The organism is Streptomyces sp. NPDC034049, from assembly GCF_055575575.1.
Genome location: NZ_JBVISJ010000004.1, coordinates 427,954 through 442,133 on the forward strand (window position 1 = coordinate 427,954; position 14,180 = coordinate 442,133).

Here is a 14,180-nt window from a genome sequence, read left to right on the forward strand (position 1 = left end):
TGTTTTGTTCGGTATGTCGTACATCGTGCGGAACTTCGGTCAGAAGATAAGAGGGGGGCATGTGCGCGTCAATGGGTTGCGCCAGGGTTTGTGCGAGAAGGGATTCCGCTTCGCGGGTCGCGGTGGGTCCGCCATGACTCCACCGTGACGTGGCCGTGCGCGAGTTCGACCGGCCGCACGGCTCGGGAGTTGCCTCCCGCCTCGCGCTTCCCCAGGTCACGCGTGGTTTCCCCGGTGCCCCGGGGGAGGGCAACAGGAAACCCGTCGACCGCCCCGAGCGGCGGGGCAACTCTGGATCCGTCAGCACGCAGCACCCACGACCCAGTGCGAGACCGGGGGGAATCGGCCCATGAGGCGTGTGCTCATGTCTCTGTGCGCGGTGGTGGCGGCCACCGCGGTCGCCACGACAGGATGCGCCGGCGGTGACGGCGTCGGCCGGGCACCGAAGGAGCCGGGCCCGCGCCCCCGGGCGCTGACCTGGCAGCAGGAAGTTCGCGTCGGCGACGCCGAACAACGCCTGACGGCACAGTGCATGAAGCGCCACGGGTTCACCTACTGGGAGGACCGCCGCCTGACGCTGGAGGAGAGCCGTCCGGTGCGTTACGTCCAGGACGACGTGGCCTGGGCCCGTGCGTACGGGTACGGCAGCCGCATCGAGGCCGAGAACGAGAGGACCCGGGCGAGCAACCCCATCGGTACCTACCGCCAGAACCTCACCCCGTCCCGGCGAGCCGCGTTCGACCTCGCGCTCGACGGCGGCGACGACGTCCGCACGCTCACCGCGCCGCTGCCGGGGGGCAGCGGCGAGATCCGCAAACGCCTCGGCGGCTGCACGGAGGAGGCCGAGCAGAAGCTCTACGGCGACCCCGCCGAATGGTTCCGCACGAGCAAGGTCGCCACCGGACTCAGCGCCCTGTACGGCGAGGACCTGATGAAGGACCGCCGGCTCACCGCGGCACTCGGGGCCTGGTCCCGGTGCATGACGAAGGCCGGACTGCCCTACGACGACCCCCAGGCGGCCCGTGAGGCCGTCCGGGCCAACACCGCGAGGCTGGGCGAGGAACGCGCCGACGAGGCGTTCGCCACCGAGCGGAAGACCGCCGTGGCGGACGCGACCTGCGCCCGCGAGACGTCCCTGCGGGCCGTGGCGTCGGCCCGGGAGACGTACTACGAGGACCGCCTGCGCGACCGGTTCGGCAAGGATCTCGACACCTACCGGACCCTCGCCCAGCAGGCCTACGACCGGGCGGTGCGCATCGTCCCGGAACGCGACTGACCACCGGGCGTCCCGGACGCGTACCGACCGCCGACGACGGCAGACCGGGCCACCCCCGGCGCGCGGTCACCGGCAGCACCACACCCACGCACGACCAACGAAACGAGGGGAACATCATGCGCAAGTTCACCGCGACGGCAGCGCTTCTCGGGCTCGCCGCCCTGGGCGTCGTCGTACCCGCCGCCACCTCGCAGGCGGCGGACAGCGCCGTCGCCGGCCCCGGCTGTGACAGCAAGTGGGGGCCGCGCAACGGCTACATGTACGCCTGGGACGGCTACGACTGCTCCGGCGCCCAGCTGATCGCCACCCCCAACAGCTCCGGCGACTGGGGCTCCGGGAACTGGGACCGAGCCTCGTCCGTCATGAACCGCGGCTACACCGGCAGCCTCGCGATCGTCAAGTTCTACGAGTGGCAGGGTCAACTCGAGGGTTCCGGCGACGGCCACGCCTGTCTCCAGCCCGGCGAGCTGTACGCCGACAACCTGTCCGACAACCGCCTCTCCGACGGCAGCTCGGCGGACAACAACATCCGGTCGCACAAGTGGGTCAACGGAGGCTGCGCGACCAACCTCACCTGATCCGTCCACCCGCCCCGGAAGTGACCACCGGGGCCGGTCCGAGCTGACCCGACACCGCCGGCGAACGTCCGGAACCGCATCGGCCCGCGGTTTTGGACGTTCGTGTTTTCGCCACTCCGGGTGAAAGGCTTGGCTGCCCTCACCGCCCCGACAGTAACCTTTGGCATCCGCCGTCTCATGGGACGCACCTGCCTTGGGGGACACCTTGGGGGACCCGCAGCACGGACACGCCGCAGACCATCGCAACGACCGAGACCGGGACGCGCCGACCACGCTGTCCTTCCCCGTGCAACTGCGACGACTGCGGCATGAACGCGGGCTGTCGCTCACCGATCTCGCCCGGCGGACCCACTACAGCAAGGGCTACCTCAGCAAGATCGAGACCGGTACGAAACGCGCCACGGTCGACGTCGCCCGTCTCTGCGACCATGTGCTGGGCGCGGACGGCGAGTTGTTACGGCTCGTGCAGCAGGCCCCGCCCCGTGACGGGCAACCCGAGGGGGAGAGCGCGGCGCGGCAGTCCGACGCCACGTGTCCCTATCGCGGTCTGTCGGCGTTCACCCCGCAGGACGCGGAGTGGTTCTTCGGCCGGGAGCGCGCCACGGCCGCCCTGGTGGAGCGGATCTTCGAACGGGTCGGCAGCGGACCGCTGATGCTGGTCGCCCCGTCCGGCGCGGGCAAGTCGTCCCTGCTCAACGCCGGCCTCGTACCCGCCCTGAAACGCGGCGCCTTCCCCATGCCGGGCGCCGAGCGCTGGCCGGTGGTCCTGCTCACCCCCACCTCACGCCCCCTCGACGAACTGCTGGAGCGCACCGCCAAGGCGGTCGGCGGCGACCTCGGTGTCACCGTGGAGGCGGTGCGGGAGAACCCCGCCGCCCTGCTCGCCGCCGTACGCGCGATGGCGGACGAAGCGCCGCCGGCCCCGGGGGACCGCAGACCCCCGCCCCTGCGCCCCGTCCTGATCGTGGACCAGTTCGAGGAACTGTTCACGCTCTGCCCCGACCACGAGGAACGCCGTGCCTTCGTCCGCGTGCTGTGTGCCCTCGCGACCACCGGACCGGGGAACGACACGACCGCGCCGGCCGTCGTGGTGCTCGGCGTACGCGCCGACTTCACCGGCAGCTGTCTGGGCCTGCCCGAACTGACCCCGGTCCTCACCGACGGACTCTTCGTCCTGGCGCCCATGTCCGTGGCGGAGCTGAGGGAGTCCATCACCCGGCCCGCCGAACTCGCCGGCGTCACCCTCGAACCCGGCCTGGTCCCGCTCCTCCTGCGCGACGCCGGACTGCGGGACGCCGGACTGCGCGACGCACCGGACGCGACACTCCGGGGCACCGCGCACGCCGTGGGGACCGGCGCCGCGCAGCCCGGCGGCATCGGCGCCGCGCAACCCGCCGGGATCGGCGCCGACGAGACGCCGTCCGGCGCGCTCCCGCTCGTCTCCCACGCACTGCTCGCCACCTGGCAGCGCCGTACGGACTCCGCGCTCACCGTCGACGGGTACGAGCGCGCCGGCGGCATCCAGGGAGCGATCGCCCGCACCGCCGAGAACGTGTTCGCCCGGCTGTACCCGGCCGAGCAGCGGACGATCCGCCGCATCCTGTCCCGGCTCGTGGTCGTCGCGGACGGCGCCGGCGCGACCCGCCGCCGGACCAGCAGGACCGCTCTGACAGAGCAGCTCGGCGACGCCGACGGCGCGGCCGCCGCGCTCGACGCCTTCGTCCGCGCCCGGCTCATCACCCTGGACAGCGACACGGTCCAGATCACCCACGAGGCCCTGCTGCACGCCTGGCCCCGGCTGCGCGACTGGATCCACGCCGACCGCGCCGGCCTCCTCCTGCACCAGCAACTCGCCCACGCCGCCGCCGAATGGGAGCGCGAGAGACGCGACCCGTCCGCCCTCTACCGGGGCACCCGGCTGGAGACCGTACGGGCCTGGGCCGACGAGTCCGACGGCTGGAGCCGCCTCGGCCCCATCGAGCAGGCCTTTCTGAGGGCCAGTCAGGTGGAGGAGGACGGCCGCCGCAGACAGGCCGGACGGCAGATCCGGCTGCGGCAGTCCCTGCTCGCCACGCTCGTCGTCCTGCTCGGTCTCGCCGTGACCGCCGGCGGCCTCGCCTACCAGCAGCGGGAGGGCGCCCTCGACCAGGAGCGCGCCGCCCGCTCCCAGGCCCTCGCCGTGCGGTCCGCGTCCCTCGCCGGGGGCCGGCCCGAGGCGTCGATGCTGCTCGCGGAGGAGGCCTACCGCGCCGACACCACCGTCGAGGCGCGCGGCGCCCTCCTGAGCACCCAGGCCCAGCCCTTCTCCGCCCGGCTCGGCGGCTACCGGGGCCCGGTCAACGCGGTGGCCTTCGCCCCCGACGACCGCACCTTGGCGACAGCCAGCTCCGACGGCACCGTCACCCTGCGCGCCACCACCGGCGACCGCGGGACGCTCGCCACCTTCACCGTCCCCGGCCGGGTCCGTTCGGTCGCCTTCAGCCCCGACGGCCGCACGGTCGCGGCCACCTCGACGGCCGGCCCCGTGACCCTCTGGGACGTCCGCGACCGCCGTCGGACGGCCGCACTCCCGGCCGGCACCAAGGGTGACCGGGCGGTGGCCTTCGACCCGCGCGGCGGTACGCTCGCCGTCGCGACCGCCGACGGGACCGTCGAACTCTGGAGCACGGGGCGCACACCCCGACGCACGGCCTCGCTCACCGGTCACAAGGGCACCCTCAACGCGCTGGCGTACGCCCCCGACGGCACGAAACTCGTCTCCGCCGGCGCCGACCGGACCGTACGCCTGTGGGACACCGACCGCGCGGAGCGGCTCGACGTGCTCGAAGGGCACACCGACGAGGTGCTGGGCGCGGCGTTCTCCCCGGACGGACGGCAGGTGGTCTCCGGCGGCATCGACCGGACCGTACGGCTGTGGGACGTGCGCGACGCGGAGCAGACCGCGGTGTTCACCGGCGGCAGCGACGACATCAACGCCGTCGCCTACACGCCGGACGGCGCGGCGGTGATCGGCGCGGTCGGTGACGGTACGACCCGGCTGTGGGACGTGCGCGACGGCCGGCAGACCGCCGTGCTCGCCGGTCACACCGACTACGTCATGGGGGTCGCCGTGACCTCCGACGGCACCCGGCTGGCCACGGCCGGCTTCGACCAGTCCGTCGTCCTGTGGGACCTGGGCGGACCGGTGCTGACGGCGCGTCCGTTCACGGAGGTCTGGCAGACGGTCTACAGTCCCGACGGGAAGCTGCTGGCCACCGCCGACACCGACCACACGGTGCGGCTCTGGGACGTACGGAGCCACCGTCTCCTCAAGAGACTCACCGGCCACACCGAGACGGTCTTCTCGGTGGCGTTCTCCCCCGACGGCAAGACCCTCGCCTCGGGGAGCTCCGACGGCACGATCCGCCTGTGGGACGTGGACCGGCGCGCCTTCCTGGCCACGCTCACCGGCCACACCGGGGAGGTCTTCTCCGTGGCCTTCGCGCCGGACGGCAAGACCCTCGCCTCGGCCGGCGCCGACCGCACGGTCCGCCTGTGGGACATCGCCGCGCGCCGCGACATCGCCGTCCTCACGGGACACGAGGACTACGCCAACGCCGTCGCCTTCAGCCCGGACGGCCGCACCCTGGCGAGCGCCGGCGACGACCTGACCGTACGGCTCTGGGACGTCGCCTCGCACCAGGACCTGGCCGAACTCACCGGCCACACCGGCGCGGTACGGAGCGTCGCCTTCAGCCCGGACGGCCGCACCCTCGCCAGCAGCGGCAACGACGGCGCCGTACGCCTGTGGGACGTCCGCGCGCGGCGCTCCAGGACCGTGCTGACGGGGCACACCGGTTCGGCGCGGGGCCTCGCCTTCTCACCGGACGGCCGCATGCTCGCCAGCAGCGGCAACGACCGGACGGTACGGCTGTGGGACATGGACACACGGCAGCCGTGGGCGACCCTGGCCGGCCACACCGACGCCGTGTGGGGCGTGGACTTCGCACCCGACGGGCGGACGGTGGCCAGCAGCAGCACCGACGGGACGGTACGGCTGTGGGACCTCGACCCCGGGGCGCGCCTGGAGAAGATCTGCCGCCTCAGCGCCGGGCTCGGTCCCGCCGAACGCGGCAGCCTGCTGCCGGGGACGCCGGTCTCCTCGCGGCCGTCGTGCGGCCGCTCCTGACTGGCGACTGCCCTGCTCACAGGGGGTTTCCCAGGTGTTTCCCGGTTGCCCGATCGGATGGGGCGACGCACGCGTCTCCACGCCGAGGCCGCCGAACGGCAAGCTGCTGCACGACCACACCGCACGACCACACCGCACGACCACAACCACCGCATGATCCACGTCGAACAGGAATCGGGGGTCCCGGCATGGTGAGCCGGACCGGACTCGTCCGCACACTGATCACACTCCTGGCCGTCCTGCTCTGGGCGCCGACGGCCATGACCGCCACCGCACAGGCAGCACCGGCCGCACCCGCCGCCGGTGACTGCCGCCCCCTCGCGCCCGGTGCCTCCGCGGCCGCCGAGCGGGCGATCGCCGCCGCCTGCGCCGAGGTCGCGGCCGGCACCTGGTACACCTGGGGCGGCGGCCACGGGCCCCAGCCCGGCGCCACCTACGGGCAGGTCGACCCCACCGACCCGGCCAGCGAACACGACCCCGAGCGGCGCGGGTTCGACTGCTCCGGCCTGGTCCGCCACGCGTACGCCCAGGCCACCGGCTCCGACATCCTCAACGGCCTCGCGAGCCAGCAGTACTACACCCACCGCGCCGCCGCCCGCTTCACCGCCGCCCAGGGCCTGGACCCGCTCCTCCCGGGCGACCTGCTGGCCTACGGGACCAAGCGGGACCTCCACCACATCGCCATCTACCTCGGCGCGGGCAAGATGGTCGAGGCCCGCCAGTCCGGCACCAAGCTGATGGTGAGCGACGTCCGTCTGGGCGGCACCTACTTCGGCGCCGTCCGCGTCAACACCGGCGCGGTCACCGGCCACATCCACCAGACCTGGGGCACCGACGTCTGGACCAAGGCCGAGCCCCGCCTCGCCGCCGAACGTGTCTACGCCTTCCCGTACTCCACCACCATCCGCGTCCACTGCCAGAAGCACGCGGACAAGGTGAACGCGGAGGGCTACGAGAACGACGTCTGGTCCTACCTCCCCGACTACAGGGCCTGGGTCACCAACATCTACATCAAGGGCCCGGCCTGGCTGGACGGCGTACCCAACTGCGACGACGTGCCCCCCGCCCCCTGACGCATCCGCGCCGGTGACCGAACGGGGGTCGGCCACCGGCGCGAGCACCCGCCCGTACGCTGCGTCAGCGTACGGGCACTTTCTGTGGACAGTACGCCGATCTTCCCGTCACGCTGGACGCCGTCGGGGCATGGGGGCCACAGCGCACGAAGACCGGAGGTGGCCGCGTATGACGGGCGGCGGAATGGGTGACAACGACGAGACGCCGGTGGACGAGGGGCCGGTGGTGGACCGCGAGCCCGATCCGTCGGACAGCCTGCGGACCTGGGGCGCGGTGACCCAGGCGCTGCGCGAGCACGCGGGGTACAGCCGGGCCGAGTTCGCGGACCTCGTCCGCTTCTCCAGGCACACGGTGGAATCGGTGGAGCAGGGCCGCCGGATGCCGGACGCCACGTATGTGGAGCGGGCCGACGAACTCCTCGGGAACACGGGGGCGTTGCGGAGGTCGTCGCAGTATGTGACGCGGGGGCGGGGGGACGTGGGCCTCGCGGCGTGGTTCCGTCAGTGGGCCCGGCTGGAGCGGGTCGCGGTGAGCCTGTGCACCTACGAATGCAGGCTGGTGCCGGGGCTGTTGCAGTCCAGGGACTACGCGCGGGCGGTCTTCGAGGGGACCGTCCCGGTCACGCCGGACGACGAGCTGGACAACTTCATGGACCGACGCATGGAGCGGCAGCGGATGCTCGTCGAGCGGCCGACGACGCCCTTCAGCTTCATCGTCGAGGAGCATGTCTTCCGCCGCCGGTTCGGGGACGACGCGCGGATGCGCGGGCTGTTCGACCATGTGCTGGAGCTGAGCGCACCGCGCAATGTGACGCTCCAGATCGTGCCGCTGGAAGCCGGGTTGCACGCGTGCCTCGACGGGCCGGTGCGACTGTTGGAGACGCCGAAGGGGCAGCGGCTCGCGTACTCGGAAGGGCAGCAGAACGGCCGTCTGATCTGCGACGCGAAAGAGGTGAGCCTGCTCCAGCAGCGCTATGACACACTGCGCTCGCAGGCCCTCAACGCCAAGGATTCGCGGGCTCTGCTGGAGCGACTCCGAGGGGAAGCAGACCTATGAACACGACGGAACTGGCGTGGTTCAAGTCCAGCTACAGCGGCAGTCAGGGTGACGACTGCGTCGAAGTCGCCGTCACCCCGCAACTCGTGTGCGTACGTGACTCCAAGGACGTGACCCTTCCCCACTTCGCGGTCGGACGGTCGGGATGGTCGCGGTTCGTGGGGTTCGTCGGCTTCACGGGGTTCGCGGGTCACGAGGGGAGTCCGCTGCGGGCGGGCTTCCCGTCGTAGGCCGCGGCGGTGCGCGCCTCCCGGTCGGGGGTGCGCACCGCACCGGCCCTACCACCGCTTCGCGGGTTCGCCGTCGGCGTCCAGACCGTACGGCCACAGGCTCGTGGCTTCGCCCGCCGGGATTCTGTCCGGGGGAGTCCTGTCCCGGATCTTCGCGAGCCAGAACAGAACGTTGACGCTGCCCGCGTCCGCGGCCTGCCGGGCGATCCGCTCGGCCCCCTCCCGGTCCCCCTTCTCCTCACGGGTTTCGGCGAGCCAGAGCCAGACAGACGCGTCGCCGACGACTGCGGCCTGCCGGGCGTACAGCTCGGCCCCCTTCTGGTCTCCGTCCTCTTCTCGCGCTCTGGCCAGCCAGAGCAGGGCGCCGGTGTCACCGGCTTCCGCGGCCCGCTGATAGAGCGCCGCGGCCTCCTCGACGGCTCCGGCCCTCTCCCGCAGTGCGGCGAGTCGACCCAGGACACTCGTGGCGCCCGCGTCCACCGCCCGTCGGTAGAGCTGTTCGACCTCCTGCGGGTCACCGTCCCGCTCTCGCATCCCCGCGAAACGGACCAGAGCCTGGACGTTGCCCGCGTCCGCTGCCCGTTCGTACAGGCGCTGGGCGCCTTCCCGGTCGCCCGTGCTCGCTCGCCGTTCCGCGAGTCGGACCAAGGCAGCGGGGTCGGTCGTGTCCACTGCCTGCGGGACGCTCCCCTCGGCTCCCTCTCGGTCGCCGTCCTCCTTTCGCGGCAAGGTGAGCCAGAGCAGAGCGAGAGGGTCGCCCGCGTCAGCGGCCCACTGATGGAGCCTTTCGGCTTCCAGCCGTTCCCCGTTCCCCTCCCGCGTCATGGCGAGCCGAGCCAGGACACCCGGGTCACCGGCGTCGGCCGCGAGCAGGGCGATCCGCTCGGCTCCTTCCCGGTCCCCGCCCGTCTCCCGGAGCCCGGCGAGCCGCATCAGGGCAGTGGGGTGGCCCGCGTCGGCCGCGCGCAGGGCGATCCGCTCGGCTCCTTCCCGGTCCCCGCGCCGCTCACGCAGCCCGGCGAGCCACAGCAGGGCACCGACGTCGCCGACGGCCGCAGCGTACTGATACAGCAGTTCCGCCCGTTCCTCGTCGCCCTCCTCCCGCATCGCGGCGAGCCGGATCAGGGCGGTGGTGTCTCCGGCGTCGGCGGCTTGCCGGGCGATCTTCTCGGCTTCCTCCCGGTCTCCCTGCTCGTCCCGCATCCTGGCGAGCCGGATCAGGGCGGGGACGCTGTCGGCGTCCGCGGCCCGCCGGTACAGCAGCTCGGCCTCCCGCGCATCCCCCTCCCGTTCCCGCATGCGAGCGAGCCAGAGCAGGGAAGCGGAATCACCGATGTCGGCGGCTCGACGGGCGAGCCCTTCCGCCGACCGCCGGTCACCGGCGTCCTCTCGCATGCGGGCCAGCCAGAGCAGGGCAGTGGCGCTGCCCGTGTCCGCGGCCCGCCGGTACAGCCGCTCGGCCCAGCGGAGGCGGTGACGGACACGGGCAGCGGCAGCGAGCCTGCCGAGGTCGTCAGCCCCGAAATGGTCGTGAGCGGCCTGCCAGAACGATTCTGGTGGACACAGATGGGCACGCCGGTGGCGTCCGTGCTGTTCGAGGTAGTCGGCCAGCCGGTAGGACAGGGTGTGCGCGTTCGCCGCCGGTGCACCATGGCGGGTGGGGCGCGGGCGGACGCGGCGCAGGGGAGCGAGACGTCCGTGCACGGGGCGAGTGGTGTCGGCGATGGCCTGTTCCAGCCAGTTGTCGGTGAGGTCGTCGTACTCGTCATCGCTGAGATAGTCCTCCGCCGCCTGTCCGAGGAAGGCTGCCGGCAGGTGGAGCCCTGCGCCGAGGCGCCGGGCGTCCACGGCCGCGTCGAGCAGCGCTCGGGCCGAGGGCGACGAGGTGGCATGGCGGCGCAGCAGTTCCGGCGCTCCGGCCAGGAACTGCGTCAGTCGGCCGCTGTTCATGTGGTCCAGGGCGTGCGCGAGTTGCCGATCGCCCGCTGCCGCGAGGGCCTTGGCCCGGTCGGTGGCGTCGGTGTCGAAGTGGTCCGGCAGCACGATCTGGCGTCCAGCCAGCAGCTCACGGGCCCGTGGATGCGCGTCCGGAGCCTCGGGTTCGGGGAGGGCGGTGTAGACGTCCGCGTACTCCGGCCACAGTGTCGCGAGGACCAGCACAGGAGCCCGCTCCGGGGTGCTGAGCAGGTTGTGGACGGCTGCGGCGATGCGTTCACCGACACCCGCGGCGCCGAAGTAGTGCTGAGCCTCGTTCAACCACACCACCGTGCGCGGTGCCACCCGCACCAGGTCCGCCAGTGCCGCCTCCGCCCGCGTCGGATCGAACGGATGCCACAGCCGCCACTTCCGGTCGGCCAGCGGCTGCACCGACTCCCAGCAGGCACGTGTCTTCCCCGCCGACGACGGCCCGACCAGCACCGCCATGCCGCTGCGCCCGGCGCGGGCCGCCAGGACCACCGCCGCCAGTTCCTCGTCATGGGGACGACGTACATATCCGGGCAGTGGCGTCGCCCGGTCCCGAACGCCTCCTCCCGCCCCATCACGCCGGGAACCAACGGCCGGCGGACCCACGACCGGCGAACCCATGACCGGCGAGTCCATGACCGGTGAGCCCACGACCGGGGGGCCGACGAACGGGGGGCCGACGACCGCCGCCGGGGCGGCGGCCGCGGGGTGGACCTCCAGGTCGTGCGGGTCCCACTGCGCGATCGGGCGCCCCGGCAACTCGCGCTCCGCCACAGCCGCCGGACCCCGGCCGAGCGCCGTGTCCAGCAGAGCCGCCAGCACGGAGAAGTCCAGCCGCAGCACCCGCGCCAGTGCTCCCACCGTGTCCGCGGACGGTGGAGCCGACGCGGTGGCGCTCAGGGCCTGACTGACCGTCGTACGCCCCAGGCCGGCCGCGCGCGCCAACTCGGTCTGGTTCAGGCCCCGTGCGATGCGCCCGGCCTCCAACCGGGCACGCAGCTCCGTCAGGGCCACCGGGTCCCGCACCTCGCCCGCTCCCACGCCGTGCCCCCCGAAGTCCGCCGCCGTACCGCTGTTCGCCCGTGTTCATCATCGACAGGTGAACCACGGCGAACACCCAGGACGCGAGATTCGGCACCGACGATGCCAACAATGACGAGAACGACTGGGGGACTGACACCATGTCGGACCACGACGCCGTGATCATGCTCGCCTGCGCTCAGGTGATCTTGATCGCCCTCCTTTCCGCAGCCGCAGCCGGCTATCTCGCCCGCCGGGACCATGCCTCCCACGCTGCCGCGCTCACCCGCGCCGCCATCACCTTCACGACCACACTCACCCTGGCCGCAGCCCTGGCGGCGGCGGTACCGGCCCTGACGGGAAAGGCGGGCTGACCGCCGGGCACCTTCAACGTGCCCGGCGGTCAGCCCTGGAGGTCCCCGCTCGCGCCACGGACGTCCGTGGTCAGTAGCCGTAGATCATCTTGTAGGCGACCTCGGGCAGGAACTGACCGGCCGAGGAGCCGGATCCCACACCGCAGTTGCCGTCCGACTCGCCCGGCACCTTGATCCACAGCAGCATCTCGGCGCCGCCGCCCATCTGGGTGGCGGGTCCGATACGGCGGCCCGAGGGGTTGCACCACTGGCCGTTGGAGCCGTTGCCGTTGCGGCTGGTGTCCACCACGAACGGCTTGGTGTAGCCGTAGCGGGCGCTGAGTTGACTGTTGACCGCGTTGCCGTAGGCGGTGTTCTCGGCCGTGGTGAGGTAGTTGGAGATGTTCAGCGAGAACCCGTGGGCCTGCCGCAGCCCCGCCTCGTGGAGCCGCCGGGCCATGGTCGCCGCGTCCGTCCAGGCCGGGTTGCCGGCGTCCATGTAGACCCAGGTGTTGGGCGCCTGACGGCTGAACTGGGAGAGGGCGCCGCTGAGCATGCTCTGCCGTTCGGCGATCTGCGCCTGGTTCATGCAGCCGTAGTCCCCGAGGGAGTCCGGCTCCAGGATCACCAGGGCCGGGCGGTTGCCGATGCCGCCGGCGAACTGGGAGATCCAGCTCGCGTAGGCGGACGGCGAGGAGGCCCCGCCCGCGGAGTGCCCGCCGCAGTAGTCGCGGTTGTAGATGTTGTACGCGACGAGGACGGGCAGCTTGTCCCGGCTGTCCGCGGCGCCCGTGAACGAGCCCGTGGCCGTGCCGATCGAGCCGCTCCACGCGCCGAACCAGCGGGCCATCGGGGTGTTGGCGATGGAGGCGTTGATCGCGGACGCCCGGCCGTCGCCGGGGTTGGCGGCGACCCAGCGCTTCGCGCTGTTGTCGGGGTCCACATAGAACCCGCTGGTCATGCTGGTCGGGTCGGCGGCATGGGCGGACGGCGCGACGGTGAGCGCCAACGGCAGGGCGCAGAGCGCTGCCATCAGGACGCGGATTCTGCGGCGCATGACATCACCTCGGTCTTCTGGCGGGGAGCGTCGCGCTCTCGTCCAGAGCGTGCGACGCGCTGGGAAGTGCGGTGCGGTGCAGTGCGGTGCTGTGTGATGCGGTGCGATACGGCGATCCCGGTGACCGGCGAGGGGGTATGGGAGCGCTCCCAGTTGGAAGCGCTTCCAGTCGCACACGAACCTCGGGGTGTGCTCGGTATCGTGTGGCCGGCTGGGAGAACTGTCAAGAGCCGAGGCGTGAACCTCCTTCTGTACAAGGTGAGTTCAAGGGTCTACGGTCGCTGTGACCGGAAGCGCTCCCAGTTTTCGGTCAGGGGGAGGGGCGCGTGGTCATGGCAGAGGATCCGCCGGGTCGGCAGCCCACGCTCGATGCCGTGGCCGCACTGGCCGGGGTCTCCCGTTCGGTGGCCTCCCGCGTCCTCAACAACGCGCCGCACGTCAGCCGCGGCAAACGCGAGGCGGTCGAGCGGGCCGTCCGGCGACTCGGCTACGTACCCAATCCGAGCGCCCGCGCCCTGGCCACCCGTCAGACGCGAGCCGCCGCCCTGGTCGTCTCGGGAGAGGAACCGTCGATCTTCGCGGATCCGTTCTTCGCCCAGGTGATCGTGGGGGCGTCGGCGGCGCTGGAGGAGGCCGACCTGCATCTGATGCTGTGCCTGGCCGCTTCCGACCGGGGCCGCGAGCGGGTGGCGGAACTGATCCGTTGCAAGGGCGCTGACGGCGTCATGATGATGGCGCTGCGCGAGGGCGATCCGCTGGCCCGGACGGCCGAGGAGGCGGACGTCCCCGTGGTGTTCGGCGGGCGCCCCGTCGGGCCCGCTCCCCGCTGGTACGTGGACGTCGACAACGCCGGCGGGGCCCGTGAGGCTACCGAGTATCTGCTCTCACGCGGCAGGACGCGCGTCGCCGCGATCTGCGGGCGCCTGGACACCGAGGCGGGGCGGGCCCGGTACCGCGGCTACCGGGACGCCATGCTGGCCGCCGACCTCGATCCCTTCCCGCCCCGGGCAGGGGATTTCACCGAGCCCGGCGGAGCCGCGGTCATGGCCGCGCTGCTGGCGGAACACCCCGATCTGGACGGGGTGTTCGCCGCCAGCGACAACATGGCGGCGGGGGCGCTGCGCACCCTGCGCGAGGCAGGGCGGCAGGTGCCCGCCGACGTCGCCGTGGTCGGTTGGGACGACCTGGCCGTGGCCGGGATCGCCGATCCGCCGCTCACCACCGTCCATCAGCCCATAGCGGCGCTCGGACGGGAGATGGCACGCATGCTCGTCGCGCTCATCCACGGGCAGGACCCCACTCCGCTGATCCTGCCCACCCGTCTGGTCACCCGCCGCAGCGCCTGACACCGCGCCGGCGGCCTCGTGCGGGCCGCTCGGACGGGCCTCCTTCGAAACCGGGCC

The 14,180-nt window shown here is 72.5% G+C and carries 10 protein-coding genes; 8 read left to right on the plus strand and 2 right to left on the minus strand.

The genetic code is table 11. The features are described 5' to 3' along the window. Positions 1-349: 349 nt before the first annotated feature. The 6 genes from ACZ52C_RS15165 to ACZ52C_RS15190 all read left to right on the plus strand — a co-directional run bounded on the left by ACZ52C_RS15165 (position 350) and on the right by ACZ52C_RS15190 (position 8,382). On the plus strand, positions 350-1,276 hold the full coding sequence (locus tag ACZ52C_RS15165; protein ID WP_469075147.1) for a hypothetical protein: 927 nt from the start codon (positions 350-352) through the stop codon (positions 1,274-1,276). A gap of 116 nt (positions 1,277-1,392) precedes the next feature. After that, on the plus strand, positions 1,393-1,854 hold the full coding sequence (locus ACZ52C_RS15170; RefSeq protein ID WP_469075148.1) for a hypothetical protein: 462 nt from the start codon (positions 1,393-1,395) through the stop codon (positions 1,852-1,854). A 205-nt stretch (positions 1,855-2,059) separates the two neighbouring features. Further along, positions 2,060-6,022 (plus strand): nSTAND1 domain-containing NTPase, encoded by a 3,963-nt coding sequence (locus ACZ52C_RS15175; RefSeq protein ID WP_469075344.1) that lies wholly within the window; start codon positions 2,060-2,062, stop codon positions 6,020-6,022. A gap of 188 nt (positions 6,023-6,210) precedes the next feature. After that, on the plus strand, positions 6,211-7,095 hold the full coding sequence (locus tag ACZ52C_RS15180; RefSeq protein WP_469075149.1) for an NlpC/P60 family protein: 885 nt from the start codon (positions 6,211-6,213) through the stop codon (positions 7,093-7,095). Between the two features lie 169 nt (positions 7,096-7,264). Then, positions 7,265-8,152 carry a helix-turn-helix domain-containing protein gene (locus ACZ52C_RS15185; protein ID WP_469075150.1) on the plus strand — a complete coding sequence of 296 codons (888 nt, stop codon included), beginning with the start codon at positions 7,265-7,267 and terminating at the stop codon, positions 8,150-8,152. After that, a complete protein-coding gene (locus tag ACZ52C_RS15190; RefSeq protein WP_469075151.1) occupies positions 8,149-8,382 on the plus strand; it encodes a DUF397 domain-containing protein in 234 nt (77 codons plus the stop codon). Before ACZ52C_RS15185 ends, ACZ52C_RS15190 begins: the two co-directional genes overlap by 4 nt. A 48-nt stretch (positions 8,383-8,430) precedes the next feature. Here the strand turns inward: ACZ52C_RS15190 and ACZ52C_RS15195 are convergent, their stop codons facing one another. Beyond that, complete coding sequence (locus ACZ52C_RS15195; RefSeq protein WP_469075152.1) at positions 8,431-11,388, minus strand: helix-turn-helix domain-containing protein; 2,958 nt, start codon at positions 11,386-11,388, stop codon at positions 8,431-8,433. A 140-nt stretch (positions 11,389-11,528) separates the two neighbouring features. On the opposite strand from ACZ52C_RS15195, the gene ACZ52C_RS15200 reads away from it, so the two are divergent. Then, positions 11,529-11,741, plus strand: coding sequence for a hypothetical protein (locus ACZ52C_RS15200; protein WP_469075153.1), 213 nt, complete (start codon positions 11,529-11,531; stop codon positions 11,739-11,741). A 70-nt stretch (positions 11,742-11,811) separates the two neighbouring features. Here ACZ52C_RS15200 and ACZ52C_RS15205 read toward each other — a convergent pair whose 3' ends face one another. Further along, positions 11,812-12,777, minus strand: coding sequence for a glycoside hydrolase family 6 protein (locus ACZ52C_RS15205; RefSeq protein ID WP_469075154.1), 966 nt, complete (start codon positions 12,775-12,777; stop codon positions 11,812-11,814). Positions 12,778-13,109: 332 nt separating this feature from the next. Here ACZ52C_RS15205 and ACZ52C_RS15210 point away from each other — a divergent pair, with 332 nt between their 5' ends. Further along, on the plus strand, positions 13,110-14,123 hold the full coding sequence (locus ACZ52C_RS15210; RefSeq protein ID WP_469075155.1) for a LacI family DNA-binding transcriptional regulator: 1,014 nt from the start codon (positions 13,110-13,112) through the stop codon (positions 14,121-14,123). The last annotated feature ends 57 nt before the right edge of the window (positions 14,124-14,180 follow it).